Annotated in this window: 24 protein-coding genes and 1 pseudogene; 17 read left to right on the top strand and 8 right to left on the bottom strand. The window is 60.0% G+C overall.

The features are described 5' to 3' along the window. Positions 1-47 precede the first annotated feature (47 nt). The gene (locus tag HBO41_RS11915) at positions 48-1,661 is read left to right on the top strand and encodes a hypothetical protein (protein ID WP_017138104.1); all 1,614 of its coding nucleotides are present in this window, start codon (positions 48-50) and stop codon (positions 1,659-1,661) included. Here HBO41_RS11915 and HBO41_RS11910 read toward each other — a convergent pair. Next, positions 1,654-2,601, bottom strand: a complete 948-nt coding sequence (locus HBO41_RS11910) for a DUF1853 family protein (protein WP_017138105.1) — start codon at positions 2,599-2,601, stop codon at positions 1,654-1,656. The two genes, HBO41_RS11915 and HBO41_RS11910, sit on opposite strands and share 8 nt — an antisense overlap. A 144-nt stretch (positions 2,602-2,745) precedes the next feature. Here HBO41_RS11910 and HBO41_RS11905 point away from each other — a divergent pair, with 144 nt between their 5' ends. The 8 genes from HBO41_RS11905 (at position 2,746) to pepN (ending at position 11,243) form a co-directional block, all read left to right on the top strand. Beyond that, positions 2,746-3,636, top strand: a complete 891-nt coding sequence (locus tag HBO41_RS11905) for an NAD(+) kinase (protein WP_010210870.1) — start codon at positions 2,746-2,748, stop codon at positions 3,634-3,636. Beyond that, positions 3,633-4,607 (top strand): metallophosphoesterase, encoded by a 975-nt coding sequence (locus HBO41_RS11900; protein ID WP_395600982.1) that lies wholly within the window; start codon positions 3,633-3,635, stop codon positions 4,605-4,607. Before HBO41_RS11905 ends, HBO41_RS11900 begins: the two co-directional genes overlap by 4 nt. A 38-nt stretch (positions 4,608-4,645) precedes the next feature. Further along, on the top strand, positions 4,646-5,995 hold the full coding sequence (locus HBO41_RS11895; RefSeq protein WP_099549294.1) for an ATP-binding protein: 1,350 nt from the start codon (positions 4,646-4,648) through the stop codon (positions 5,993-5,995). Next, on the top strand, positions 5,995-6,480 hold the full coding sequence (locus HBO41_RS11890; protein ID WP_099549295.1) for a hypothetical protein: 486 nt from the start codon (positions 5,995-5,997) through the stop codon (positions 6,478-6,480). Before HBO41_RS11895 ends, HBO41_RS11890 begins: the two co-directional genes overlap by 1 nt. Next, positions 6,480-7,403 (top strand): lipopolysaccharide assembly protein LapB, encoded by a 924-nt coding sequence (locus HBO41_RS11885; protein WP_099549296.1) that lies wholly within the window; start codon positions 6,480-6,482, stop codon positions 7,401-7,403. The genes HBO41_RS11890 and HBO41_RS11885 overlap by 1 nt, the downstream gene beginning before the upstream one ends. Positions 7,404-7,483: 80 nt before the next feature. Beyond that, positions 7,484-7,744 (top strand): YeaC family protein, encoded by a 261-nt coding sequence (locus HBO41_RS11880; protein WP_017138108.1) that lies wholly within the window; start codon positions 7,484-7,486, stop codon positions 7,742-7,744. After that, positions 7,741-8,571, top strand: coding sequence for a DUF2797 domain-containing protein (locus HBO41_RS11875; RefSeq protein WP_056860307.1), 831 nt, complete (start codon positions 7,741-7,743; stop codon positions 8,569-8,571). The genes HBO41_RS11880 and HBO41_RS11875 overlap by 4 nt, the downstream gene beginning before the upstream one ends. A 14-nt stretch (positions 8,572-8,585) precedes the next feature. Continuing rightward, on the top strand, positions 8,586-11,243 hold the full coding sequence (gene pepN, locus HBO41_RS11870; RefSeq protein ID WP_169986355.1) for an aminopeptidase N: 2,658 nt from the start codon (positions 8,586-8,588) through the stop codon (positions 11,241-11,243). A gap of 338 nt (positions 11,244-11,581) precedes the next feature. Here the strand turns inward: pepN and HBO41_RS11865 are convergent. Continuing rightward, positions 11,582-11,794, bottom strand: a pseudogene (locus HBO41_RS11865) (aldo/keto reductase); the annotation flags it as partial. 92 nt (positions 11,795-11,886) lie between these two features. Here HBO41_RS11865 and HBO41_RS11860 point away from each other — a divergent pair. From HBO41_RS11860 to HBO41_RS11845, 4 genes are all read left to right on the top strand, one after another. Then, positions 11,887-12,603 carry a YafY family protein gene (locus HBO41_RS11860; RefSeq protein WP_169986353.1) on the top strand — a complete coding sequence of 239 codons (717 nt, stop codon included), beginning with the start codon at positions 11,887-11,889 and terminating at the stop codon, positions 12,601-12,603. A gap of 51 nt (positions 12,604-12,654) precedes the next feature. Beyond that, positions 12,655-12,990, top strand: coding sequence for a nuclear transport factor 2 family protein (locus HBO41_RS11855; RefSeq protein ID WP_017138114.1), 336 nt, complete (start codon positions 12,655-12,657; stop codon positions 12,988-12,990). 15 nt (positions 12,991-13,005) lie between these two features. Further along, positions 13,006-14,112 (top strand): cell division protein ZapE, encoded by a 1,107-nt coding sequence (zapE, locus tag HBO41_RS11850; protein ID WP_169986351.1) that lies wholly within the window; start codon positions 13,006-13,008, stop codon positions 14,110-14,112. A gap of 157 nt (positions 14,113-14,269) precedes the next feature. Next, on the top strand, positions 14,270-14,761 hold the full coding sequence (locus HBO41_RS11845; RefSeq protein ID WP_017138116.1) for a GNAT family N-acetyltransferase: 492 nt from the start codon (positions 14,270-14,272) through the stop codon (positions 14,759-14,761). A 112-nt stretch (positions 14,762-14,873) separates the two neighbouring features. On the opposite strand, the gene HBO41_RS11840 is transcribed toward HBO41_RS11845, so the two are convergent. From HBO41_RS11840 to HBO41_RS11825, 4 genes are all read right to left on the bottom strand, one after another. Then, a complete protein-coding gene (locus HBO41_RS11840; RefSeq protein WP_017138117.1) occupies positions 14,874-15,086 on the bottom strand; it encodes a hypothetical protein in 213 nt (70 codons plus the stop codon). A gap of 142 nt (positions 15,087-15,228) precedes the next feature. Next, entirely contained in the window at positions 15,229-17,466 is a 2,238-nt protein-coding gene (locus HBO41_RS11835; RefSeq protein ID WP_169986349.1) for a TonB-dependent siderophore receptor, read from the bottom strand. A gap of 128 nt (positions 17,467-17,594) precedes the next feature. Then, a complete protein-coding gene (locus HBO41_RS11830) occupies positions 17,595-19,337 on the bottom strand; it encodes a phosphoethanolamine transferase CptA (RefSeq protein WP_169986347.1) in 1,743 nt (580 codons plus the stop codon). Between the two features lie 152 nt (positions 19,338-19,489). Continuing rightward, positions 19,490-19,666 (bottom strand): DUF6026 family protein, encoded by a 177-nt coding sequence (locus HBO41_RS11825; RefSeq protein WP_256349299.1) that lies wholly within the window; start codon positions 19,664-19,666, stop codon positions 19,490-19,492. A gap of 270 nt (positions 19,667-19,936) precedes the next feature. On the opposite strand from HBO41_RS11825, the gene gnd reads away from it, so the two are divergent. Genes gnd through HBO41_RS11810 form a run of 3 tightly spaced genes read left to right on the top strand, consistent with a single transcriptional unit; the run spans position 19,937 to position 23,261 of the window. Next, positions 19,937-20,920 (top strand): phosphogluconate dehydrogenase (NAD(+)-dependent, decarboxylating), encoded by a 984-nt coding sequence (gnd, locus tag HBO41_RS11820; protein WP_017138121.1) that lies wholly within the window; start codon positions 19,937-19,939, stop codon positions 20,918-20,920. After that, positions 20,917-22,440, top strand: a complete 1,524-nt coding sequence (zwf, locus tag HBO41_RS11815) for a glucose-6-phosphate dehydrogenase (protein ID WP_017138122.1) — start codon at positions 20,917-20,919, stop codon at positions 22,438-22,440. The genes gnd and zwf overlap by 4 nt, the downstream gene beginning before the upstream one ends. Further along, positions 22,437-23,261, top strand: coding sequence for an HAD family hydrolase (locus HBO41_RS11810; protein WP_099549302.1), 825 nt, complete (start codon positions 22,437-22,439; stop codon positions 23,259-23,261). The genes zwf and HBO41_RS11810 overlap by 4 nt, the downstream gene beginning before the upstream one ends. Positions 23,262-23,328: 67 nt before the next feature. On the opposite strand, the gene HBO41_RS11805 is transcribed toward HBO41_RS11810, so the two are convergent. Next, positions 23,329-23,589 carry a hypothetical protein gene (locus HBO41_RS11805; RefSeq protein WP_017138124.1) on the bottom strand — a complete coding sequence of 87 codons (261 nt, stop codon included), beginning with the start codon at positions 23,587-23,589 and terminating at the stop codon, positions 23,329-23,331. Positions 23,590-23,933: 344 nt separating this feature from the next. On the opposite strand from HBO41_RS11805, the gene HBO41_RS11800 reads away from it, so the two are divergent. Then, the gene (locus tag HBO41_RS11800) at positions 23,934-25,259 is read left to right on the top strand and encodes a sigma-54 dependent transcriptional regulator (protein ID WP_099549303.1); all 1,326 of its coding nucleotides are present in this window, start codon (positions 23,934-23,936) and stop codon (positions 25,257-25,259) included. Between the two features lie 86 nt (positions 25,260-25,345). On the opposite strand, the gene HBO41_RS11795 is transcribed toward HBO41_RS11800, so the two are convergent. Continuing rightward, positions 25,346-26,644: a transporter gene (locus HBO41_RS11795; RefSeq protein ID WP_099549304.1), complete on the bottom strand. Its 1,299-nt coding sequence runs from the start codon at positions 26,642-26,644 to the stop codon at positions 25,346-25,348. Positions 26,645-26,649 lie beyond the last annotated feature (5 nt).

Below are 26,649 nucleotides of genomic sequence, written 5' to 3'. Positions count from 1 at the left end.
GGCCGTCAACGTTCTAGCTCTGATCAAGCTGTTTCCTAAGGTAGACAATGACCCTCTCTCGACGTGGCTTCATCGCCGGCCTGGCGCTGACCGGCGCTGCCGTGCCAGCGGCCCTTTATGCCCACCGCGAGCTGACGCGTGAAGAATTCCCGATCACGCCGGGCGAGGCCACGGTGGACCTGGCCGACACCGCCGGCCAACACCTGGCCAATACCCTGCGCGGTGTGTGGAGCCTGCGCCTGGAGGGCCGCGATGCGGGCCTTAAAGGCTTGCCGCTGCAAGGCCTGGAGCTGTTGCTCGACATCGCCCCGCGTGGCCGTGGCTTGCGTGGCTATCTGGACACCGCTGCAAACCTGCGTGCCGAGGGCGAGCCGCGTTACCGCGTGCTCGGTGATCTGCTGACGGGCGAGGGCGCCGTGCTCTACTGGCGCCTGATCGACCGCGACGCCGCGGATGGCGCACCGGCCTATGAGTTCAAGATGACCCTCGACGAAGTTTGGGCCGACTTCGCCAATGCCGGCAGCAGCACCCTGAGCGGGCAGGTTCTCGACCTTGAGCGTCCCCTGGCCCTGACCGAGCGCGACAACCGCTTTATCGCCCACAAGCAACTGTTCCCCGAGGCGCGCCAGCGTATCGGCCTTAACCCGACCTTGCTGGCCTGGCTGATCGCGCCTGAGCACCGGCTGTTCCACCAGCTCTGGCACGCCACCCGTGACCAGTGGCACAAGCTGTCCGAGGAAAAACGCGATGCCCTGCGCGGTATCGGTTGGCAACCCGGGCCACGCGGCCAGGAGCGCGACGCGCGCGGCAAACGCAAAGACCGCAACGGTTCGGGTATCGACTTCTTTTTCATGCACCGGCATATGCTTGGCACTGCGCGCTCCATGCAAGACCTGCCTTCCTGGCCGCAATTCCCTGAACCCCAACCGGCGCTGGAACGCGATCGCCTGGGGTTTTTGCGTTATTTCGATAACCACGACGGCTTTGCGCTGCCACCCTGTTGGTCAGCACCTGATGACAGCGACTACACCCAATGGGTCAGCGATATCAAGGCGGCCGAGACCTACCACAGCAACTTCCAGGTGTGGGAGTCGCAGTACCGTGACCCGCGTTACCTGGCCAAACTGACCTTGGGCCAGTTAGGTTCGGAGATGGAGCTGGGCCTGCACGACTGGCTGCACATGCGTTGGGCCTCGGTGCCCCGTGACCCGTCCAACGGCGCGCCGGTGCCGTTCGCCCGTGACCCGGCGGACTTTGCCGCGCGTTGGTACGCGCCGCAGAACGACTTCCTGGGCGACCCGTTCTCATCGCACGTAAACCCGGTGTTCTGGCACTTTCACGGCTGGATCGATGATCGCATCGAGGACTGGTTTCGCGCCCATGAGCGGTTCAATCCAGGCGAGGTCAGCCGGCTGGAGGTCAACGGGGTCAAGTGGTTTGCCCAAGGCCGCTGGGTGGAAGTCGCTGACCCATGGCTGGGGCCGGACACCCACGGTTGCAGCACCACGCCGGGGCTGCAGATGGGGCGGTCGATGGAGATGGACCCGGAGACCATGAAGCTGGCGCTGCGCATCACCTTCGCCGAAGAAGACGGATTGCAGGCCTTGTTCAAGCGCGTGCCGAAACGGCCCTGGTATGCGCGCCACCTGAAACTCAAGTAATGCCCGGGACGTTTGGCCACAGGTCTGCAACAAGGAACAAACGTTCGGCTTCTTCCCAATCTGCGCCTTGCTGAACCAGCCGCACCAGTAATTGGGCCGGTGCCATCGGGTCGAGGTCTGCCAGCCAGGCTTGCATCTGGTCAGCACGCCACACCTGATCCTCCGAGTAATGCGCCGGCGCCAGCCAGGCGTGCCGAGGCAGGGGTTGCCAGCGCCCCGGCGGGCTCTGGCTGACGAAGTCGCGCCAATCACGCTGATGCAGCCAGCGCCCGCGCAGGTGCTGTGGTTCAACGCCCAGCGGGGATTCGGCGGTGCCGGGCCACGGATAGAGCAAATACCCGCCCAGCCACAAATGTGCATCGAACTGCGCAATATCCAGCGCCGCCAGGGCTTCGCGGCTTTCCGGGCGGGCCGAAATCGGTAGTTGATGCTGGGCCAGGTGCGCGAGCTTGCGGTCCAGCCGGTCATGACAGCCGGGGCCGAGCCATTGCGCGGGGTCCTGGCCGTTGCCGTCCTGCGGCCCCAGATACAGTTTGATCGCCAGTTCCAGGTGGTGCACGCCATCGCGGTCGCGCACCAGCATATCCAGCTCGCCCAGCGTATGCCCGGCGCGGCGGATCGGCAGGTTGGCGGCCAGTAACTCCACCCCCGGCGCATGTTGCACCGCGAATTGCCACAGGCGCTCGTAGTACAGGCCCAGGCGCCGCGTGCGCGACAGGCTTAGCCAATGCTGCAAGGCGCTGCTGTCCTGGTCGAGGGTGCGTAACCACTGTTCGAGCCGGTGCGGCGCCTGCACCCAGTCGCTGCCGGCCAGTGGATGGCGCTGCGGCCAGGGCGTTTGCGCAAGCATCGGCGGGGCGAGCACCACCCACGCCAGGTCGCGCACCTCGGGGTGGCGCAATTGGCGGGGCAGGTTGAGCAGGTCGGGGAACACAGTCATGGTCCGAGCATAGCCTTTTAGAGCCGTTAAGGGTGGCTGAGAACCATTGTCATCAAGGCCCTGCGGCGACAAAGGGTTTTGCCTGACGCGGCCTTTCGCCCATAATCGTTCTTTTTGCCAGACCCCAAATCCCGCAGGAGCCCCATGGAGCAATTTCGCAATATCGGCATTATCGGTCGCCTGGGCAGTACCCAGGTGCTGGACACCGTCCGCCGGCTGAAAAAATTCCTGCTGGAACGCCACCTGCATGTGATCCTCGAAGACACCATCGCCGAAATCCTGCCCGGCCACGGCCTGCAAACCTCGTCGCGCAAGATGCTCGGCGAAGTCTGTGACATGGTTATTGTGGTCGGCGGCGACGGCAGCCTGCTGGGTGCCGCCCGTGCACTGGCGCGGCACAACGTGCCGGTGCTGGGGATCAACCGTGGCAGTTTGGGGTTCCTCACGGATATCCGCCCGGATGACCTCGAAGTCGAAGTGGCCAAGGTGCTCGACGGCCATTACCTGGTGGAAAACCGCTTCCTGCTGCAAGCCGAAGTACGCCGCCACGGTGAGGCCATCGGCCAGGGGGATGCGCTCAACGATGTGGTGCTGCACCCTGGCAAATCCACGCGCATGATCGAGTTCGAGCTGTATATCGACGGCCAGTTCGTGTGCAGCCAAAAGGCTGACGGCCTGATCGTCGCCACGCCGACCGGTTCTACCGCGTACGCACTGTCGGCTGGCGGTCCGATCATGCACCCCAAACTCGATGCCATTGTGATCGTGCCGATGTACCCCCATATGTTGTCCAGTCGGCCAATTGTGGTTGATGGCAACAGTGAGCTGAAAATCGTGGTGTCCAAAGACATGCAGATCTACCCGCAAGTCTCCTGCGACGGGCAGAACCATTTCACCTGCGCCCCCGGTGACACCATCACCGTGAGCAAAAAGGCACAGAAGTTGCGGTTGATCCACCCGCTGGACCACAACTACTACGAAGTGTGCCGCACCAAGCTGGGCTGGGGCAGCCGCTTGGGGGGTGGAGGCGACTGATGCTCGATCCCGCGCGTAGCTACGACCTGATTGGTGACGTGCACGGTTGCGCTCATACCCTTGAGCACTTGCTCGACCGGCTGGGCTACCATAAACAGGCTGGAACCTGGCGCCATCCGACGCGTATGGCGGTGTTCCTCGGCGATATCATCGACCGTGGGCCACGCATCCGCGAGGCGCTGCATATCGTCCACGATATGACCGAGGCCGGCCAGGCGCTGTGCATCATGGGCAACCACGAGTTCAACGCGCTGGGCTGGAGCACGCCGGCGCCGCCGGGCAGTGGCAAGCAGTTCGTGCGCGAGCACAACCCACGCCATGCGCGGTTGATCCACGAAACTCTGACCCAGTTCGAGCACCACCCGGCCGACTGGCACGACTTCCTCGGCTGGTTCTACGACATGCCGCTGTTTGTCGACGCCGGGCGGTTTCGCGTGGTGCATGCGTGTTGGGACGAAGGCTTTATCCAGCCGCTGCGCGCCACCTTCCCGGATGGCTGCATCGACCAGCACTTTTTGCAGGCCGCCGCCGTGCCGGGCAGCTTTGCCTGCAACGCCTTCGACCGCCTGCTGCGCGGCACCGACATGCGCCTGCCGGACGGCCTGACGCTGACCGGTGGCGATGGCCTGACGCGCTCATTTTTCCGCACCAAATTCTGGGAAGACGACCCCAAAACCTACGGCGACATCGTGTTCCAGCCCGATGCACTGCCGGAACCGGTGGCGCGAACGCCGCTTTCGTCTACGGAAAAAAATTCCCTGCTGCGTTATGGCGTCGACGAACCGTTGTTGTTCGTCGGCCATTACTGGCGCAGCGGCAAGCCGGCGCCGATCCGCGACAACCTGGCCTGCCTGGACTACAGCGCGGTGCTTTACGGCAAGCTGGTGGCGTACCGACTGGACCAGGAAACCCGCCTGGATCCGCGTAAATTTGTATGGGTCGACGTTGAGCGGCCTGAGGTGATCACATGATCCTGTGTGTACCGCCACTGAACTTTTAAGGAAGCACCATGGATGATTCGACGTTCGACCAGCTGAAAGCCGCGCTGTCTGCGGCGCCCGGCAATGTCGCGCTGCTGACGATGCTGGTCGGCGCCAGCCTTGAGCGCGGCGAGCTTGAGCGCGGGCTTGACCTGCTGCCGGCCGACCTTGAACAATGGCCCAACGCCGCAGCCCTTAAGCTGGCCGCCGCGCAGCTGTGTCTTGCCGCCGGCCAGGCACCACGTGCCTTGCAACTGATAGAGGGCAACGACCCTGCCGCACGCCTGCTCAAGGCCCGCGTGCTGGCGTCGCTGGAACGCCTCAAGGAAGCCCAGGTGGAATACCGCGCGGCAGTCGATGCCAATCCGGCGCTGGAAGACATGGCGCTGTGGCGTCGGTTGAATGTGTCGGTGCTGGATTTTCCTGCGGCCGAAGGGCGCCCGCGCCTGCGCGTGATTTCCAACGACGACACCGACAAGAGCGAAGTGGTGCGCCTGCTGGTGCCGGAAAAGGAAACCCTGACTTTTGACGATATCGGTGGCCTGGACGAGCTGAAAAAGACTATCCACAAAAAGATCATCCTGCCGTATCAAAAACCTGGGCTATTCCAGCGTTTTCGCAAGAAGGTCGGCGGCGGCGTGCTGCTGTACGGCCCGCCAGGGTGTGGCAAGACCCTGTTAGCCCGCGCGACGGCCGGGGAGTGCAAGGCGACGTTTTTCAATGTGGCGATTTCTGATGTGCTGGACATGTATATCGGTGAGTCCGAGCGCAAGTTGCACGCGTTGTTCGAACAGGCACGGGCCCAGGCGCCTGCGGTGATGTTCTTCGATGAAGTCGAGGCGTTGGGCGGCAAACGTTCGAATACCCGTGAATCGACCTCCTCAAAGTTGGTTAGCCAGTTCCTGTCCGAGATGGACGGGTTTACCAATGACAACCACGGGGTGTTGATCCTTGCCGCGACCAACGTGCCATGGTCGGTGGACTCGGCCTTCCGTCGCCCTGGGCGCTTTGACCGCGTGCTGTTCGTGCCGCCGCCGGATCGTCCTGCGCGCGAAAGCATGCTCAAGGCGATGATGAAAGGCCGGCCCATGGCCGATGACATCGACTTTGCCTTCCTGGCCAAGAACACCTCGGGTTTCTCAGGCGCGGACCTCAGCGAGTTGGTGGAAACCGCTGCCGATGAGGCGATTGAAGCCTCGATCGAGAGTGGTACCGAACAGTTGATCTGCGACCGGCATTTCAAGGCCGCGTTGAAAGACGTACGTGCGACCACCCTGGAGTGGTTGACCACCGCGCGTAACTACGCGCGATACGCCAATGAAGGCAATCAATACGACGAGGTGCTGGCCTTCCTCGACAAACACGGGAAGGGTCGCTGATGGCGCAGTACGGTGGGTACCGCATTGAAGATGAGCCGCGCCCGGGCGCCTTGGCCAAATGGGCGGTGTCACCGCTGTGGCCCTTGTTGGGCTTGATGCTGGGTGGCGCCTGGCTCGGCTTGCCCTGGTTTGTGTTCAACTCGATTGCCGTGGGTAGCCCGACGCGGGTGCGCGAGTGGGTGTTGGCCGGCGTGGCGCTGGTGGGCAGCGTGGTCATTGGGTTCGGGCTGCTGCAACTGGTGGGCTTTGGCTATATCCAGTCCCAGGCCGGGGTCCAATATGCCTTGCTGGTATTGGTGGTGTGGAAATTGAGCATTGGTTACCTGTTGTATATGCAGCAAAACGCGACCATCGAGATTTACCAATACTACGGCGGTGTCCTCAGCCGTTTTGGTCTCCCATTGGCGTTGATCGGTGGCTTTGTTCTTAAAGGCATGGTCGTCAAATGGGTGCCCAGCACCCTTTGGTATCTGGTGGTGAGCTGATGAATACCGACTACCTGTTGCAACTGGCTTATCAGCGCCTGCAGGCTGACCACAATGACGGTGCCATTGATGCGTTGCGCCAACTGCTGGCCAGCGACCCGCACTCCGGCGAAGCCCATGCGCTGCTGGCGATCTGTTTGATGAACATGCGCCGCGTGCATGCGGCCAAGCGTGAAGTGCAGCTCGCCCTGGCGTCGGATGCGCAGTTGCCGTTGGCTCACTACGCGGCCGCCCAGGTGGCGATGGCCTTGCGCAAGTTCAGCCTGGCCCAAGAACATTTGACCCAGTTACTGGATATGGAACCGCTCAACCCCATCAATTACCGCTGCCTGGCCGAGCTGTATCAATTGACCGGCCGCCTGGCGCAGAGCCGCGAGCCGCTGGAAAAAGCCCTGGAGCTGGCCCCCGATGACGCTTCCAACTTGGTCGCCATGGCGCAGTTCCATCGCGCCAGTGGCCATTGGGATCAGGCGCATCAGTTTGCGCGTCAAGCGTTGCAGGCCGATCCGGGCAATGCCGGCGCGGTGGTGGTGCTGGGGCATTTGCTGCTGCGCGAGGGCGACGTCAAGGGCGCCCGCGAGAATGCGATCTGGGCTTTGCAGGAAAATGCCACGAATGTCGCGGCGCTGCACCTGCTGACGGCAGTAAAAGCCCGCAGTAATTTGTTTTTGGGCGCTTGGTGGCGCTTCAATAGCTGGATGAACGAGCGCAGCGCCACTCGCGCCATTGTCCTACTGCTGTTTATGTTCGTGGCCTACCGTGTGGTGGTCATCACCCTGACGGCCCAGGGTTACCCGCAAGTGGCGCAGATGATTGATTGGGTGTGGCTGGCGTTTGCCGCCTATACCTTCGCGGCGCCGCAGATCTTCCGGCGCTTGCTGGAAAAGGAGCTGGTCCAGGTCAAGCTGTCCAAGGAATTCTGACGCGTCGGTGTCGAGCCCTGCGTTCAATTGTCAATCACGGTATTCGCCGAACCAGCGACCGTTATCAAGAGGTTGTGTACATGTCGTCTTTTGCTGAAATGATCGAAAACATCACCCCGGACATCTACGAGAGCCTCAAGCTGGCCGTGGAAATCGGCAAGTGGTCCGATGGCCGCAAGCTCACTGCGGAGCAGCGCGAGCTGTCGCTGCAAGCGGTGATCGCCTGGGAAATCCAGAACCTGCCCGAAGAGCAGCGTACCGGCTACATGGGCCCGCAGGAATGCGCGTCCAAGTCGGCGCCGGTGCCGAACATTCTGTTCAAGTCGGATGCGATCCATTGATTGAAATTGGTCGCGGTGCAGTCAGTAAAATGTCGGCGCAACTCGGTGAGCCGACCGTTCAATACGCATTTCGCCTGGGCGACACCGAGGTGCCGGTCAACCCGTTGATCGGTACCCATGTGCGCCTGGAATACCTCGGTGCCATTCATTGCAGCCATTGCGGCCGCAAGACCAAGACCAGTTTCAGCCAGGGTTATTGCTACCCATGCATGACCAAACTGGCCCAGTGTGACCTGTGCATCATGAGCCCCGAGCGTTGCCATTACGACGCCGGCACCTGCCGTGATCCGGGCTGGGGCGAACAATTCTGCATGACCGACCACGTGGTGTACCTGGCCAACTCGTCGGGCATCAAGGTCGGCATCACCCGTGCCACCCAGTTGCCCACCCGCTGGCTCGACCAGGGCGCCAGCCAGGCGCTGCCGATCATGCGCGTGGCGACCCGTCAGCAATCCGGTTTCGTTGAAGACCTGTTTCGCAGCCAAGTGGCCGATAAAACCAACTGGCGTGCTTTACTCAAGGGCGATGCGCAATCGGTGGATCTCAAGCAGGTACGCGATGAGCTGTTCGCCACCTGCGCCGACGGCCTGCTGGGGTTGCAGGAACGCTTTGGCTTGCAGGCCATCCAACCGGTAACCGACATCGAGCCGATCGAAATTCGTTACCCGGTCGAGCAATACCCGGCCAAGATCGTCAGCTTCAACCTGGACAAGAACCCGATTGCCGAAGGCACGTTGCTGGGGATCAAGGGCCAGTACCTGATCTTCGACACCGGCGTTATCAACATTCGTAAGTACACGGCCTACCAGCTCGCCGTGCATCAGTAAAAAGGATGCTATCCATGCGCACCGAACAACCGAAGATGATTTACCTGAAGGACTATCAGGCGCCGGATTACCTGATCGAAGAAACGCACCTGACCTTCGAGTTGTTCGAGGACCATAGCCTGGTCCATGCGCAGCTGGTGATGCGCCGCAACCCCGAGCGCGGCGCCGGCTTGCCGCCGCTGGTGCTCGATGGCCAGCAGTTGGAGCTGTTGACCGTCAACCTGGGTGACAAGGAACTGACCGAGGCCGACTACCAGTTGACCGACAGCCACCTGACCCTGCACCCGACCTGCGAAACCTTCACGGTCGACACCAGTGTGCGTATCCACCCGGAAACCAACACTGCCCTGGAAGGCCTGTACAAATCCAGCGGCATGTTCTGCACCCAGTGCGAGGCTGAAGGTTTCCGCAAGATCACTTACTACCTCGACCGCCCGGACGTGATGAGCACCTTCACCACCACGGTGATCGCCGAACAACACAGCTATCCGGTGCTGCTCTCCAACGGCAATCCGATTGCCAGTGGCCCCGGCGAAGACGGCCGTCATTGGGCGACCTGGGAAGACCCGTTCAAGAAACCTGCCTACCTGTTTGCATTGGTGGCCGGTGACTTGTGGTGCGTTGAAGACACTTTCACCACCATGACCAATCGTGAAGTGGCGCTGCGCATCTATGTCGAGCCGGAAAACATCGACAAGTGCCAGCACGCCATGACCAGCCTGAAAAAATCCATGCGCTGGGACGAAGAAACCTACGGTCGCGAGTACGACCTCGACATCTTCATGATCGTGGCCGTGAATGACTTCAACATGGGCGCCATGGAGAACAAGGGCCTCAATATTTTCAACTCCAGCGCCGTGCTGGCCCGCGCCGAAACCGCCACCGACGCTGCGCACCAGCGCGTCGAAGCGATTGTTGCCCACGAATACTTTCACAACTGGTCCGGCAACCGCGTGACCTGCCGTGACTGGTTCCAGCTGTCGCTCAAGGAAGGCTTCACCGTGTTCCGTGACTCGGGCTTCTCCGCCGACATGAACTCGGCCACGGTCAAGCGTATTCAGGATGTGGCGTACCTGCGCACCCATCAGTTCGCTGAAGACGCCGGCCCGATGGCCCACGCGGTACGCCCGGACAGCTTTATCGAGATCTCCAACTTCTACACCCTGACCGTGTACGAAAAGGGCTCGGAAGTGGTCGGCATGATCCACACCTTGCTCGGCGCTGAAGGCTTCCGTAAAGGCAGCGACCTGTACTTCGAGCGCCATGACGGCCAGGCCGTGACCTGCGACGACTTCATCAAGGCCATGGAAGACGCCAACGGCGCCGACCTCAGCCAGTTCAAACGCTGGTACAGCCAGGCCGGTACGCCGCGTCTGGCGGTAAGCGAGTCGTTTGATGCCGCAGCCAAAACCTACAGCCTGACGTTCCGTCAAAGCTGCCCGCAAACGCCGGACAAGGTTGAGAAACTGCCGTTCGTGATTCCGGTGGAATTGGGCCTGCTGGACGGGCAGGGCGCCGCTATCGCCTTGCGCCTGGCGGGCGAAGCAGCGGCTGGCGGCACGTCGCGGGTGATTTCGGTGACGCAAGCGGAGCAGACCTTCACCTTCGTCGACATCGCAGAAAAGCCGTTGCCTTCGCTGCTGCGCGGCTTCTCGGCGCCGGTGAAACTGAGCTTCCCGTACAACCGCGACCAACTGATGTTCCTGATGCAGCACGACAGCGATGGCTTCAACCGCTGGGATGCCGGCCAGCAATTGTCGGTGCAGGTGTTGCAGGAGCTGATCGCCCAGCATCAGCAAGGCCAGGCCTTGAAGTTGGACCAGCGTTTGATCGACGCACTGCGCACGGTGCTCAGCGATGAAAGCCTGGACCAGGCCATGGTCGCCGAAATGCTCTCGCTGCCAAGCGAGGCCTACCTCACGGAAATCAGCGAAGTGGCGGATGTGGAGGCCATCCACGCCGCCCGTGAGTACGCCCGCAAGCAACTGGCTGACAACCTGTTCGAAGCGCTGTGGCTGCGTTACCAGGCCAATCGCGAGCTGTCCAAGCAGACGCCTTATGTGGCGGCGGCCGAGCACTTCGCGCGGCGCGCCTTGCAGAACATCGCGCTGTCGTACCTGATGCTCAGCGGCAAGCCTGAAGTGTTGGCCGCAACGCTGGACCAGTTCGACACCAGCGATAACATGACCGAGCGTCTCACGGCATTGGCGGTGCTGGTGAACTCGCCGTTTGAGGCGGAAAAAGCCCAGGCGTTGGCCGTGTTTGCCGAGAACTTCAAGGACAACCCGTTGGTGATGGACCAGTGGTTCAGCGTGCAGGCGGGCAGCACGTTGCCGGGTGGTTTGGCGCGGGTCAAGGCGTTGATGGAGCACTCGGCGTTCAACATCAAGAACCCGAACAAGGTGCGCGCACTGGTGGGTGCATTTGCCGGGCAGAACCTGATCAACTTCCATGCTGCAGACGGCTCGGGTTATCGCTTCCTGGCGGACCTGGTGATCCAGCTCAATGGCTTCAACCCACAGATTGCTTCGCGCCAGTTGGCGCCGTTGACCCGCTGGCGTAAATACGACAGCGCCCGTCAAGCGCTGATGAAGGCGGAGCTTGAGCGCATTCGTGCCTCCGGCGAGCTGTCGAGCGATGTATTCGAGGTGGTCAGCAAGAGCCTTGCGTAAACCGCGCGCATAAAAAAACGGCCTGAACGGGCTAATGCCAGTCAATTAAGACATAGCCGGTAATTGTGGCGAGGGAGCTTGCTCCCGTTGGACGGCGTAGCAGTCCCATGCTTTTAAAGCAAAGAGCAGGGGCCGCTTCGCACCCCAGCGGGAGCAAGCTCCCTCGCCACAGGTTACTGGTTGTCAGTTCTAGCGCTTAACTGGCTGGCATTAGCCTGAACAGGCCGTTTTTTTTCGTCTCAAATAACCGGTGGGCGCGGTGTGTCTGCGCCGTGGTCGAGCGCGAAGCGCTCCGAGATAATCCCGTGGGGAACGCCCAATGGAATTGCGCCGGCAGTGTCCAGGCGGGCCACTTGCTCGTTCGACAGGCCGGCATAGTGGATCTTGCCGGCGCGCACCAAGTCATCGAAGCTGCGCAGTATCTCTTCCATCGGCGTGACGTTGTCGCTCATGTGCGCCCAGAGCAGGTCGATGTGATCGGTGTTCAAGCGTTTGAGGCTTTCTTCGACCGCCCGCACCATGTTCTTGCGGTTGTTGCCGAGTTTTGTAATTTATTCGGTCAAGGGTCTTTTTTGCTGCTGACATTTTCTGACAGGGCGCTCTGCTAAGCTGCGGCACTTTTTCCTTATTCGGCGGGGTCCAAGTGTCGCGTACCACTCGTTTACTCACCTTGTTGCAGGCCCTGCGGGGCAAGAAGCGCCCGGTGACCGCGGCCGTACTGGCTGCGCAGTTGGAAGTCTCCGAGCGCACGCTGTACCGCGATATCGCTGAGCTGACGGCACTCGGCGCGCCGATTTTTGGTGAGGCGGGGGTGGGTTATGTGTTGCGCAGCGGGCTGTTTTTGCCGCCATTGATGCTCAACGCCGAGGAAACTGAAGCCATCGTGCTGGGGTTACGCTATGTGGACCAGCGCGGCGACGACGTGCTCAGTCGTGCGGCGGCTAATGCCTTGGCAAAAATTGCCGATGTGCTCGACCCGGTTGCGCAGGAAGCCTTGCGTAACCCCACGCTGCTGCCGGGGCCGCCGGGGTTTGGCTACCCGGAAAATCGCGTACCGCTGAATGTGTTTCGTGAGGCGATTCGCAACCAGGCCAAGCTGCATATCGATTACTCAGACGCCAGCCAAACCCAGAGCCAGCGGTTGATCTGGCCGTTGGCATTGGGGTTTCTCAATGAGGTCCGTGTGATCGTGGCCTGGTGCGAGTTGCGTGGCGCTTACCGTACGTTTCGCACCGACCGGGTGGCCGCAGCTGACGCCCGAGGTGAGCGTTACCCTGGCCGGCGCAGCGACCTGCTGCGCGGCTGGCGCAAGTTGATGGAACACAATGATTCAGGATCGTTCACTCCTGACAAAAACTGACACAGGGCTGGCTTAGCATGGCGCCATAAATCACTAAAAAGGAGCTGTGCCATGTCTTTTCCAGCGTTAGCCCCCGCCATTGCAGCCTACATAACCGCGACCAATACCGGCGACACCTCAGCCATTGCCCAGTGCTTTGCCGATGATGCCAACGTATTCGATGAAGGCGATCATCAAGTTGGTCCGACAGCCATTGCCCGCTGGGTTGAAGACACCGGGCGTCGCTATCAGCCTCGTGTTGAAGTGATCAACGTGCAGCATCGCACCGGTAAGGTATTGGTCAGCAACAGGGTCTCCGGCAATTTCCCCGGTAGCCCTTTGGAGCTGCGTTATACCTTCCGCCTGAACGAGCAGGGCAAGATTTCACGGCTGGATATCTCGCTGTAAGTCATACTGGCACGCATGACTTTCGACTCGCCGCTTGCCGCCTACCAATACGCCATCGCCCAGCAAGGCTTCGTGCCCGACGACGCCCAGTGCCGGGCGGTGCAAGCCCTGCAAACCTGCTTTGAGGCCTTGCACCACGGCCGCTCGCCGATTCCCGGGGTTTACCTGTGGGGGCCGGTGGGCCGGGGCAAGACCTGGCTGATGGACCAGTTCTATCACAGCTTGCGTGTACCTGCGCGGCGCCAGCATTTTCATCACTTCATGGGCTGGGTGCATCAGCGCTCTTTCCAGCTCAGTGGCATCCATGACCCCTTGCAGGCTTTGGCGCGCGAACTCAGCCAGGACGTGCGCGTGTTGTGTTTCGACGAACTGTTCGTCAGCGACATCGGTGATGCGATCATTCTCGGCCGGCTGTTCCAGGTGATGTTCGAGGAGGGCGTGGTCATGGTCTGCACCTCCAACCAACCACCGGACGAGCTGTACGCAGGCGGCTTCAACCGCGAGCGATTCTTGCCGGGTATTGAGGCGCTCAAGCAACATATGCACGTGGTGGCAGTGGACGGTGGTGAAGATCACCGTTTGCATCCAGGTGTGGGGCTGCAGCGCTATTGGGTCAATCAGCCACAAGCGCTCGCCACACTGTTCAAACAGTTAAGCGAAGGCCGGGTGACCGGCAGCGGCGTGGTCAGCGTCGGGTACCGTTCGATAGTGGCGGTGCAGTCCAGCGACACGGTGCTCTGGTGCCGGTACGCCGATTTGTGCGAGCAACCCTTGGCAGCGATGGACTTTATGCTGCTGTGCGATCGCTACAAGGCGATCCTGCTGGGTGAAGTGCCCAACCTGAGCGCACAAAAACGTCCGGGACGGATTGCCCGTGGCACCGAAGATGGTGTTCAGCGAGTAATGGCCGGTGACCGTGAGTTGCCTGAATTGTCGGTACACGATGACAGTGTGCGGCGCTTCATCGCGCTGGTGGATGAGTGCTACGACCGCAAGGTGCCACTGTTTATCGAGGCCCAGGTGCCGTTGGCAAGTCTTTACACCGAGGGTTATCTGGAGTTTGCGTTCCGGCGCACCTTGAGTCGTTTGCAAGAGATGCAACTGCAGCGGTTCGGCGCCTAGGACAAATCCCAGGCCAGTGGTGCTTGTTGGTGGGCGCAACCTTCGTCATTTCCGTCAGGTATTTGTAGCTAATCTCCTTCATCTGCGACGGGCTCCCCGCTTACAATTGTCTCCTCAAAGGGAACCGATTCCCTTGTTGTCGTGATTGAGGAAGGAAATGGACACCCCAGACATCCTGGTGCTGCAAGCCAGCTACACCAACCCCGTGCATGCCGAAGCCATTGGCCTGGTGCTTAACCATTACGCTGAAGACCCGATGGGTGGCGGTCACACCTTGCCGGCCGATCTGTTGCAGCAACTGCCAGCCGAACTGGCCAAGCGCCCCCACGCGTTCAGCGTACTGGCGTTTGTCGGCGGGGAGCCGGCGGGTCTGATCAATTGCTTTGAAGGTTTTTCGACGTTTGCCTGCCGCCCGCTGATCAACGTGCACGATGTGGTGGTGATGAATCAGTTTCGTGGCCTGGGGCTTAGCCAGAAAATGCTGCTCAAGGTCGAGGAAATTGCCCGCCAGCGCGGTTGCTGCAAGATCACCCTGGAAGTGCTCGAAGGCAATGACGTGGCGCAAGCGGCCTATCGCAAGTTTGGTTTTGATGATTCGATATTTGACCCCGCCCACGGCCGTATGCTGTTCTGGAGCAAACCGCTTTAATCACTGCGCTTAATATAGGCAACATAAAAAAGGCGCCATTAAATGGCGCCAAATTAACCTTTGCCAAAGGAGCGGATTGGCATAGGGGCATGCAGATTAACTAAAGATTAAATCAGCTGTTAGGCTGTTGTTCAGCGCTGTTTTGTTCGGGCTTTACAGACTTGCCGTCGGCCAGTGCTGTTTTGTCCGTGGTGCCGTGAATTTGCTGCTGGGTGAAGGCGAAGTTGTTGTAAAACTCCTTCGAGCGCTCTGAACCGCCCTCTGCGAAGGCGGCTACGGAGGTCAGGCTCATCAGGCCGGCAAGCATTAAGGTCGAAAGTTTCATGGCAGTATTCCCATTAAGAGTGAGTGGTGTTCGATCGCTCCGTGATCCGATTCATGGAGCGACTATGGGGCTGTCTTATTAAGTGGGAATTAACATGGAACGGCCCCGAAGTTAACGTTTTTGTTAACTTCGGGGATGCAGTTTATAGCCGCCAATCCAGTGCCAGTGTGATGGAGCGTGGGTCTCCCCAATACACGCCATTATAAAAACCGACGCGTTCGTAATATTTTTTATCAAATAGATTGTTGACGTTAACTGACGCCGAAACGTGTTCGTCGAATTGATAGCGCGACATCAGGTTGACCACGGTGTAGGCCTGCTGGGTGATCTTGGTGCTTTCGGTGATCAGCCGGCCGTCACTGTCCCGGCCACCGGTAGGGCGTGGGGCAAATTTGTAGAAATCGCTCTGCCAGTTAACCGCGCCACCTACGGTCAACCCGCGCCATTGGCCCGGCAGGCGATAGGCCGTCGATAGTTTCAACAGGTTGAGTGGCTGGTCGGTGTTGTTGCGCTGTTTATCACCATTGACCGAGTGGGTGTAGGTGTAGCCGGCTGTCAGGTTCCAGTCCGGCATGACCTCGCCCGATGCTTCCACCTCAAAGCCCTGGACCTTGTTGCCTTTGCCGCCCGACTTGTAGAACTGCTCGCGCGTGACGGGATCCGGCGGTGCGCTGTTATCGAGTTCGGCGACGTTATCCTGGGTGCTCCAAAAGTACGCGGTGGCCAGGTTCAGGCGCTCATTGAGCAGGCTGCCCTTGAGCCCGACTTCGTAGTTGCTGCCCACCACCGGCTCCAGGTACTTCTTGCTGGAATCGCGCTCATCCTGAGGGTTGAAGATATCGGTGTAGCTGGCATACACGGTGTACTCGGGGGTGATGTCGTAGAGCAGCCCCGCATACGGCGTCCACATATCGTTGTGGGTCTGGTGAGTTTTGCTCGATTGAGTCAGTTGGTTATTGTCGTTGTACTGCGGCAAGACGCTTTCGATTTCCCAACTGCCATAGCGGCCGCCGAGTACAGCGTGCAGTTGGTCGGTGAGGCTCAGGCGCGTTGCCAGGTAACCGGCTTTCTGTTTTTTGCTGCTGTGTTCGCCTTTGAGGCCGGTGGTGCGGTCGGGGAACTTGGGGATACCGCCCATGTGCCGCCAGTCCTGAATGTCTTCATAACCTTCGGGTGTGCTGTAGCGCTGAAACGGCGATGAGTCTCGCTGCTCGGATTCGCCATAACCTGCCATCAGCTCATGTTCACGGCCAAACAATGAATAGGTCCCGGCAAGGTTGAAGTCCACCACGTCCATTTTCGATGTACCGACCATCTGGTTGGTCCAGGCGTTCATGCCGCTGCCATCCGGGTTGGGGTAGCCGGCGCCGCCGTAGTACACCTTGCCATCAGTATCACTCTGGCGATGGGTGTAGGCCGCCTTGAGGCGCCAGTCAGCGGACAGTTTATGGTCGATAGAGGCGAAGGTGGTCTTGTCTTTGAGTGGCCAGGAACTCCAGTCGGCAGCCATGTTGGCCGAGCGTGACAGTCGCGCCTTGCTGCCATCGCTGTTCCAGTAGGGCAGGGTGCCCCAAGAGGTGCCTTGCACATGTTTGTTCTGATAGTCCAAGCCTACGGCGACCACCGTGTCGTCGGTCAGGTCGCCTTCGAGGATGCCGTAGCCGACCTCCCGTTGCATGGCGTAATTGTCGCGATAGGACTGGCTGTCGCGATAGGCAAGTACCGTGCGTCCACGCAGTCGCCCATCAAACGCCAGGGGGCCGCCCACATCAACGTAGCTGTAGTAGTTGTCATGGCTGGCGCCGCTGACGCCGGCCCTGGCTTGCCAGTCTGCGGTCGGGCGCTTGCGGATCATGTTGACCGTGGCCGAGGGGTCACCCGCGCCGGTAGTCAGTCCGGTGGCACCGCGCACCACCTCGATGCGGTCGTAGATGATGGTGTCGGCATCCGGCTTCATGCGCCCGTAGGTGCTGAGCATGCCGTCGACCTGGTAGTTACTGATCGAGTAGCCGCGGGAAGAGTAGCCGACCCGATCCGAGTCCAGGTGTTGCACCGTTATGCCTGTGGTCTGGCGCAGCACGTCAGTCAGGGTATTGAGGTTGAAGTCATCCATCTGCTGACGGGTGATCACCGAAACCGATTGCGGGGTTTCCTTGATCGACAGGTTCAGCTTGGTGGCGGTGTTCATCGAACCGGTGGTGTAGGCCTCGGTGTGTTCGGTGGTCGCGCCCAGGCCTTCGGCGGTGATGCTGGTGGCACCCAGCTCAAGGGCGCGTGGCGGGGCAGGCTCGGGGTCGGTTTCAGCCAGCAGGTCCGGGCTCAGCGCGACGCTGAACAGGCCAAGGGTGAGGGTCATGGAACGGGTAAAGGGCGCGAACATCGCGGCAGACTCCTTGTCGTCTTTGCGGCCTTCTCAGTAAGAGAAGGCCTTGGCTCAAAGACGAAAGGGCGCGCGGAACTTTAGGCTTAAACGAGAATGATTGTTATCTTTCTGTTACAAGGCTCACGCTATTTAGCAACCACTTCGGAGGCGTCTGACTTCTTCGGTTTGATCAGACTGAAATCAATCAAACCCTTTTTCTGGCCGATGTAAGGGTCACCAATCAGCAACGGGCGTGGCTTGAAGCTGTCGTTCACCAGGCTCTTGCTGCGGTCCCATTCATCGAAGCTCAGCCCGGCCAGGTCGGCCCAGGTGTGGATCAACTGCGAGCTGCTGTAAGGCCGCTGCAAATCGCTGGCAAAGCTCCAGTCATGGGTTTCGCGCCATTTCGGCGAGGCGTAGGCCATGAACGGGATGGTGTACATCGGCGCCGTCGGTTTGCCTTCGTTACGGCCCAGGGTACTGTGGCCGGCCGAGTCGAACACATCTTCGCCGTGGTCCGAGAGGTACAGCAGGAAGCCGTTCGGGCCGGTCTTGGCGTAATCCTTGATCAGGCTCGACACCACGAAATCGTTGTACAGCACCGCATTGTCGTAGCTGTTGTAGGTCGGCAACTGATCATCGCTGATGCCGGCCGGTACGCCCTGGCGATCGGTGAACTTGTCGAAGGTTGGCGGGTAACGGTACTGGTAGCTCATGTGAGTGCCCAGCAGGTGCACCACGATGAACTTGCGCTCGGCGGGGTCGGCCAGGGCCTTGGCGAACGGTGCCAGCACGTCGCCGTCGTATTGGCGGGCGTTCTGGTTGCGGTTGTTGTTGAGGTACACCTGCTCGTCAGCCTGCTCGGAAAAGGTCGTGAGCATGGTGTTGCGCTTGGTCATGGTCTGCTGGTTGGTGATCCAGTAGGTCTTGTAGCCGGCCTGTTTCATCACGCTGACGATCGAGGGCGTCTTCAGGTACAGGTCCGGGTTCTCTTCGTCGGCAAACGTCAGCACCTGCTGCAGTGCTTCGATGGTGTAGGGCCGCGGAGTAATGACGTTGTCGAACACCGCCAATTGGTCGCGCAGCTTGTCCAGTTCCGGCGTGGTGTTGCGCGGGTAGCCATAGAGGCTCATGCGCTGACGGTTGGTGGATTCGCCGATTACCAGCACCAGGGTCGACGGCTGGTCGGCCATGGTGTCCTTGAGGTTCTTCAAGGGCGGGATCTTGCTGGCGCTGGTGAGCATGCCCTGCATGCTGTTGAGCTGTTCGGTGTAGCGACGGTAGGCAACGATCATCTGCCATGGCACGGCCGGTTCGACACGGCTTTCGAAACCGTCGATGGCCAGTTCCATGGTCGGGTTGGTTGCAATCTGCTTGACCAGCGGGTAACCGATCACGGCCAGCACAATGGCGGTGGCTGCCAGCAGCGCCTGGCCACGCGGCAGGTAAACCGGGCGCAGGCGGGTCCACAGGAATACGGCTACTGCGGTATGGGCGATGAATGCCAGCACGATCCACCAGGCGAAGTACTGGGTCGCGTATTCGCCGGCTTCAGAGATGTTCGACTCGAACATGATGAAGATGACGCTTTGCGAGAATTCCTGCTGGTAAATGAAGAAATAACCCAGGCTGGCCATCGAGCACGCCCACAGCACCACGCCGATCAAGCCCGCGAGCAAGCGCGTGCGCTTTGGGAACAGCAGCATCGGCGCGAGCCAGAACGCGCTCAGGAAGAAGGCTTGGCGAAAACCACTGAAACCGGAGGTGCCGGTCAGCTGGATCAGGAGTTGGGTAATACCCGAGAAATACCAGAAAAACAGGAACAACCAGCCAAGACCGGCCCAATCAAAGCCTTTCGCAGACTTGGTGCTGCGTTTGAACATCGCCATCCAGTACTCCAACCCGATAATTGCTCAGTCGCTGCGCAGGAATGCGCGCGACAGTGGGCCGCCGCGTGTGCGTGGCCCTATTCGGCGGGAGTATCGGGAGGAGGATGTGAAAACTTCGTGAGTTATTTCTGAAGGCTTTGTTCAGCTCAGGTTCAGCAAAGCGCAGGCTGGGTGCCGGATGCCTGATTGACCTGTGCTTGAAGGTGTGCGCGCAGACGCAGAACCTCCTGCTGCAGTTGATCGCGTTCTTCTTTTAATTGGCGCAATTCATCGCGACGCACGCTCACGTAGAGGGTCTGTGGCGGTCGGGTCATCTGTGCTGTGCTCATTGCTTACCTCGCAAATAGCCGGTAGATCGCGGTGCCGGAACGCGTCAATCGAGGTTCTCGGCAACAGTCGAAAGCAATTCTGAATTCTTTTTCGGGGCAATGGAACTTTTTTATTTTTGGTGGTCGCTGTGACTTTTTCAGCGGTGATGCTGAAACGATGGCGTTTTTTTGTCATGAAACTACACCGATCCGCTCTGGACTAACCCTCATTAGCCTCATTGCGCTATAAACTATGTCACACATTTATTTAGTAGTTAGGAGCATCAGCACATGCAACTGGGGATTATCGGACTAGGCCGCATGGGCGGTAACATTGCGCGGCGCCTGATGCTCAATGGGCATACCACCGTTGTTTACGACCGTAACGAAGCATTCGTCAAAGGCTTGAGCGAGGAGGGCGCCACCGGCGTCGCCGACCTGAAGGCCCTGGTAGCCGGGCTGCAAAAGCCGCGCGCTGTGTGGGTGATGTTGCCGGCAGGCGCGCCCACCGAAGACACCATTAATACGCTCAGTGAGTTGCTCGAAGACGGTGACGTGATCATCGATGGCGGCAACACCATGTACAAAGATGACATTCGCCGAGCCAAGGCCTTGTCGGAAAAAGGCCTGCATTACGTTGACGTCGGCACCTCCGGCGGCGTCTGGGGCCTGGAGCGCGGTTACTGCATGATGATCGGCGGCGACGTCGAGACCGTGCAGCGCCTCGACCCGATTTTCGCCAGCCTGGCACCGGGCCTGGGCAGCATCCCGCGCACCAAGGACCGTTCGGCCTCTGCCGACAGCCGTGCCGAACACGGTTACATCCATGCAGGCCCAGCCGGTTCCGGGCACTTCGTGAAGATGATCCACAACGGCATCGAGTACGGGATGATGCAGGCCTTTGCTGAAGGCTTCGACATCCTCAAGACCAAAAACTCGGAGAACCTGCCGGAGCACGAGCGCTTCGACCTCAATGTTGCCGATATCGCCGAAGTCTGGCGCCGTGGCAGCGTGGTCTCGTCCTGGTTGCTGGACCTGACCGCCGACGCGTTGGCCACCGACCCGAAACTCGATGGCTACTCCGGTTCCGTGGCCGACAGTGGCGAAGGCCGCTGGACCATCGAAGCCGCCATGGAGCAAGCCGTGCCGGTACCGGTGCTGTCCACCTCGTTGTTCGCCCGTTTCCGTTCCCGTCAGCAGAGCACCTACGGTGACAAAATGCTGTCTGCCATGCGCTTCGGCTTTGGTGGCCATGTGGAGACTTCCAAAAAATGACCGCTAACGGCAAGAAACCCAAGGCCGAACCCGCTCCACCCACTACCTTGTTTCTGTTTGGCGCCCATGGCGACCTGGTCAAGCGCCTGCTCATGCCGGCGCTGTACAACCTGAGTCGCGACGGGTTGCTGGGCGACGGCCTGCGCATTGTCGGCGTTGATCACAACGCCATCAGTGACGCCGACTTCGCCAAGAAACTCGAGGACTTCATTCGCACCGAGGCCGCGAGCAAAGTCCGGGGCAATGCCGAAAACGCCCTGGACCCCGCGTTGTGGGCGCAGTTGGCCAAAGGCATCAGCTACGTCGAGGGCGATTTCCTCGACGACAGCACCTACGCCGACATCGGCAAGAAGATCGCCGACAGCGGCACCGGTAACGCGGTGTTCTACCTGGCGACTGCACCGCGCTTCTTCGGTGAAGTGGCGCAGCGCCTGGGCAGTGCCGGCTTGCTCAACGAAACCGATGATGGTTTCCGTCGTGTGGTGATCGAAAAACCCTTCGGGTCGGACCTTGCCACCGCCGAAGCGCTGAACGCGTGCCTGCTCAAGGTGATGAGCGAGAAGCAGATCTATCGCATCGACCATTACCTGGGCAAGGAGACGGTGCAGAACATCCTGATCAGCCGTTTCTCCAACGTGCTGTTCGAAGCGTTCTGGAACAACCATTACATCGACCACGTGCAAATCACTGCGGCGGAAACCGTGGGCGTCGAAACGCGGGGTAACTTCTTCGAGAAAACCGGCACCCTGCGCGACATGGTCCCCAACCACCTGTTCCAGCTCCTGGCGATGGTCGCCATGGAGCCGCCGGCGGCGTTTGGCGCTGATGCGGTGCGCGGTGAAAAGGCCAAGGTAGTGGGTGCGATCCGCCCGTGGTCGTTGGAAGATGCGCGCGCCAACTCGGTACGCGGCCAATACAGCGCTGGCGAAATCGGCGGCAAGTCGTTGCCCGGTTATCGTGAAGAAGCCAACGTTGCGCCTGATAGCAGCACTGAGACGTTTGTCGCCCTCAAGGTGATGATCGACAACTGGCGTTGGGTCGGCGTGCCGTTCTACCTGCGTACTGGCAAGCGCATGAGCATCCGTGACACCGAAATCGTGATCTGCTTCAAGCACGCGCCGTATGCGCAGTTCCGCGACACGGATGTGGATGAGCTTAAGCCCACCTACCTTAAAATCCAGATCCAGCCAAACGAAGGTATGTGGTTCGACCTGTTGGCCAAAAAACCCGGGCCGGCCCTGGAAATGGCCAATATCGAGTTGGGTTTCGACTACAAGGACTTCTTCGAAATGCAGCCGTCGACCGGGTATGAAACCCTGATCTACGACTGCATGACCGGCGACCAGACCTTGTTCCAGCGCGCCGACAACATCGAAAATGGCTGGCGTGCGGTGCAGCCGTTCCTGGATGCCTGGAAGCAGGATGACGCGATTCAGGCTTACAAGGCCGGAGAAGACGGCCCCGCGGCCGCCGACGAGTTGCTGGCCCGCGATGGTCGCACCTGGCATAGCCTGGGATGAGTGATGCAGCGATTCATCCCATCCAGTTGGTGCTCAGTGATGTAGACGGGACCTTGTTGCATCCTGACCATAGCCTTAGCCAGCGCACTGCCGATACTGTCCGCGCGTTGCGTGACGCGGGGGTATTTTTCAGCCTGGCCAGTGGGCGGCCGCCCAAGGCCATGCTGCACCTTATCGAAACGTTCGGTATTGATGTGCCGGTCGCGGGTTTTAATGGCGGCACGTTGATCAACCCGGATGGCAGCATCCTGGTTGCCCATCATCTGCCGGCAGAGGCGGCGTTGGTGACACTGGCGCTGTTTTCGGCCGAACCGGATGTGGAAGTCTGGGTGTTCGCTGACGGCGATTGGCTGCGCCGTGATCCGCCTGGGCCGATGATGCAGCGTGAAGCCGATGGCTTGGGCTACGGGCCGGTGGTGGTGGAGAGTTTTGAGCCGTACCTGGACCGGGTCGACAAGATCGTTGCTGCCAGCAACAACACGCAGTTATTGGTGGAGCTGGAAGCGCAGTTGCAGCCCAAGGTGCAGGGCCTGGCGCAGGTATCACGCTCGCAGCCGGTGTACCTGGATGTTACGGCCATGCTCGCCAACAAGGGCGAGGCCTTGAAAACCTTGGCCGCGCACCTGGGTGTGCGCATGGAACAAACGGCAGCTATCGGCGACGGCGGCAATGACCCGGCGATGTTTGCAGTGGCGGGTTTGTCGATTGCGATGGGGCAGGCGGAAGAAACGGTCAAGCGCCAAGCCAGTGTTGTGACCGGCAGCAATGTCGAGGACGGCGCAGCTGAAGCGATCGAGCGCTTTATTCTCGTACCGCGATAAGCCGCTTACGTTGTGATACTCAACTTCCGATCATTGTTATGCAATGATCGGAAGTTACTGCCGCGTCTTACTTCTGCATAACCCATGACTGTAACTGGTAGCCGTTTTTGTCGAGCTCGGCACGTGCCTGCAACAACAATTCTTCCAACTGAGCCGGGTCGGTATAAGTACTCGAAGACAGCTGTTTGCTGCCGATGCGGGTATTGGTACGGTCGATGACGCTCAGGCTGAGGGCGCCGTTGCCATCGTGCCAGGCCACGCACTGAAAGGGCTGGAAGGCACGGTCTGCGATCAAAAGAGCTTCGTTGATGCGGAGCGGGGCGTTCATGTGGGTCTTCTCTCTAAATGCCCAGTCATTTAAGTACCGTCGGTTGGGCGAGCCAGACGGTGAGTTACTTGTACTGATGCACGATGGCAGGGTACGGGTCACATCTTAGATCAAGAAATTTCAACTTTTCGTGATTGGCGTCATGTAAGCGGCTGTTTTGAAAGCGCATTGAGTGTGGCGGTCGCGCCTGATTTTTTGGCCCCAGCGACGCCGAGATGGCTTTGTGCCCAGACTTATAGCGAAATAATACAAAGGCTGTGTCAATAACTTGCTAGTGTTAGCGCCAGGCCGCACAAACCGTTGTTTATAAATAACTTTAACAATTTTGGCGCCAAGGAATAGTCATGGTTGTTACACCTGTCCAACGACGCTTGCTTGTAGTCGACCCGTGCGACGACTGCCACCAGCTATTGCCTGGTTTGCACAGTGCGGGGTGGGAAGTGGACAGCTGCACGCTCGGCGCCGTAGGCGACAGGTCGTGCGATGTGGGGCTGTTGCGCCTGCAGCCCTATCACCTGGAGCGCCCGGAGGCCGTCAAGGAATTGATCAGCCGCAGCGGCACCGAATGGATCGCGGTGCTCAGCCAGGATGTACTACGCCTGCAAAATGTCGGTGATTTTGTCTGTGAATGGTTTTTTGACTTCCACACTTTGCCGTTTGATGTGGCACGCGTGCAGGTCACGCTAGGGCGTGCATTCGGCATGGCCCGCTTGCGCGGCAAGGGCCACACACTGATCGACGCGCAGGAACACGAGCTGCTGGGCGACAGCCGGCCCATTCGTGAGCTGCGCAAATTACTCGCCAAGCTGGCACCTACAGAGTCGCCGGTGCTGATTCGCGGCGACAGCGGCACCGGCAAAGAGCTGGTGGCCAAGACCCTGCATCGCCAATCCCAGCGTCATGCCAAGCCCTTTGTCGCGATCAACTGCGGTGCCATTCCCGAGCACCTGATCCAGTCCGAACTGTTCGGCCATGAAAAAGGTGCGTTCACCGGCGCGCATCAGCGCAAGGTCGGGCGTATCGAAGCGGCCCACGGTGGCACGTTGTTTCTCGATGAGATCGGCGACTTGCCAATGGAACTGCAAGCCAACTTGCTGCGTTTCCTGCAGGAAAAGCAGATCGAGCGCGTCGGTGGCAGCCAGCCCATCCCGGTGGATGTGCGGGTGCTGGCGGCGACACACGTGGACCTGGAAGCGGCGGTTGAGAAGGGCACCTTTCGCGAAGACTTGTATTACCGGCTTAATGTCTTGCAGGTGGTAACCGCGCCGCTGCGCGAGCGGCACGGCGACGTTGCGATGCTGGCCAACCATTTCTCACGTTTCTACAGCCAGGAAACCGGGCGCAGGCCGCGCAGTTTCAGCGAGGATGCTCTGGTTGCCCTGGGCCAACACCCGTGGCCGGGCAACGTGCGCGAATTGGCGAACCGCGTGCGCCGTGGCCTGGTATTGGCAGAAGGGCGTCAGATCGAAGCCGGTGACCTGGGGTTGCAGTGCGAGCAGGCAATTGCGCCACCGATGGCTACACTGGAAGATTACAAGCACCGCGCTGAACGCCAGGCGTTGTGCGATGTGCTCAACCGGCACAGCGATAACATGAGTATCGCGGCCCGCGTGCTGGGCGTGTCCCGGCCGACGTTCTACCGGTTGCTGCACAAACACCAGATCCGCTAGGGCGGGTAAACCGAAAAGCCTCGCAACGACCCTTATCGTTGCGGGGCTTTTCCTTGCTGCCTGGGACGCTCCGCGTCCCACTACTGCTAAAAGTAATACGGGAATTTCAGGCTGAACGTAAAGTCCGGCGCATCATCGGTCATCCCAATCGACAGGTTCGGTACGATCGTCAGGTTATCCGACGCCGCAATCGTCATGCCCACGTTGAAATACCCGGCGTTGGCATCGCTGGACACCACCGATTGCCAGTCCTGGCCGCTCTGCTTGACCTTGCTTTTACGTTGCACCAGGTCAGACACCGAGAACGACATGCTCATCTTCTCATTGAGCGCGAAGGCCACCCCGACACCGAGTTGGAAGCTGTCACCCAGGCTGACTTTGCCAGGGATCTTCTGATTGAGATTGGGGCTGATATCGCTGAACGAGTCTTCGAAGTTATGGGTGTAGGAAAGCGAGCCGAACAGCACGGCGGGGTCGAACGTCTTGACCAGCGAAATACCTGGCGTGACCGACCACACCCCGTTGCCGGTCGGCAGGCTTTCCGGCACGGCGAGGTTGTTATTGCTGGCTTGCTCGATCAGCTTGATGCCATAGGGTTCCTTGCCGGTCGGTGCCTTGACCCGCAGCGACACCACCGCATCCGGCAGGCTGGCGCTCTCATCGAGGAATTTATAGGCGATGCCGAAGTTGACATCACCAATGGTTGGGTCGCGGCTGACTGAGGCTTCCGACGTATTCTTGGCATCGCCGCCGGCGCCACCGGACTGGTAGGTCGCTTCGCGATACACCACCGGCACGTTCAGGTCGAACTGCCAACGGTTGTCCAGGTTGTAGCGGCCGGTGAGGTCCAGGGTCCAGCTGTCCGACTTGATCCGGTCCAGGTTGATATTGCCCAGGAAGATCGAGTCCAACGCCAGAAAGCCGTTGAGTGACAATTGGCGCGCGTCGTAGCGGGCATAGGTGAGTCCGGTTTCAAAGCTGAACTTGCCATTGCCGAAAAAGCCGCTGGCCTCGTTGTACAAGTTGCTCACACTTTGTGCCGGGGCGGAATCGTCCTTCAGGCTTTGCCCGTACGAGCTGTTACCGGCTGCACCGCCGGACGCTGCGCCCGCGCCGACGCCGGCCACTGTCGTACCGCCTTTCTGGAAGTCGGCAGGCGACTTGGCCAGGCGTTTGGGCGTAGGTGTTGCGGGCTGATCTTCCACTTGCCTTACGCGTTGCTCCAATACGGCCAGTGCTTTTTGCTGCACTTCATAACGCTGCTTGAGCTCCAGCAGTTCCTGCTTCAGTGTTTCGATATCGGTATCCGGCGCGGCGTACAGCACCGAAGCGGGTAGGAGCGTACTCAAACAAATCACGGCACGTAACGATAAAGATCGATGCATGAAAT

This window comes from Pseudomonas sp. WS 5146 (assembly GCF_012985495.1).
Classification (GTDB): Bacteria; Pseudomonadota; Gammaproteobacteria; order Pseudomonadales; family Pseudomonadaceae; genus Aquipseudomonas; species Aquipseudomonas edaphica.
The sequence above is the reverse complement of the archived record's forward strand: the minus strand, read 5'-3'. Positions and strand labels throughout refer to the sequence as shown.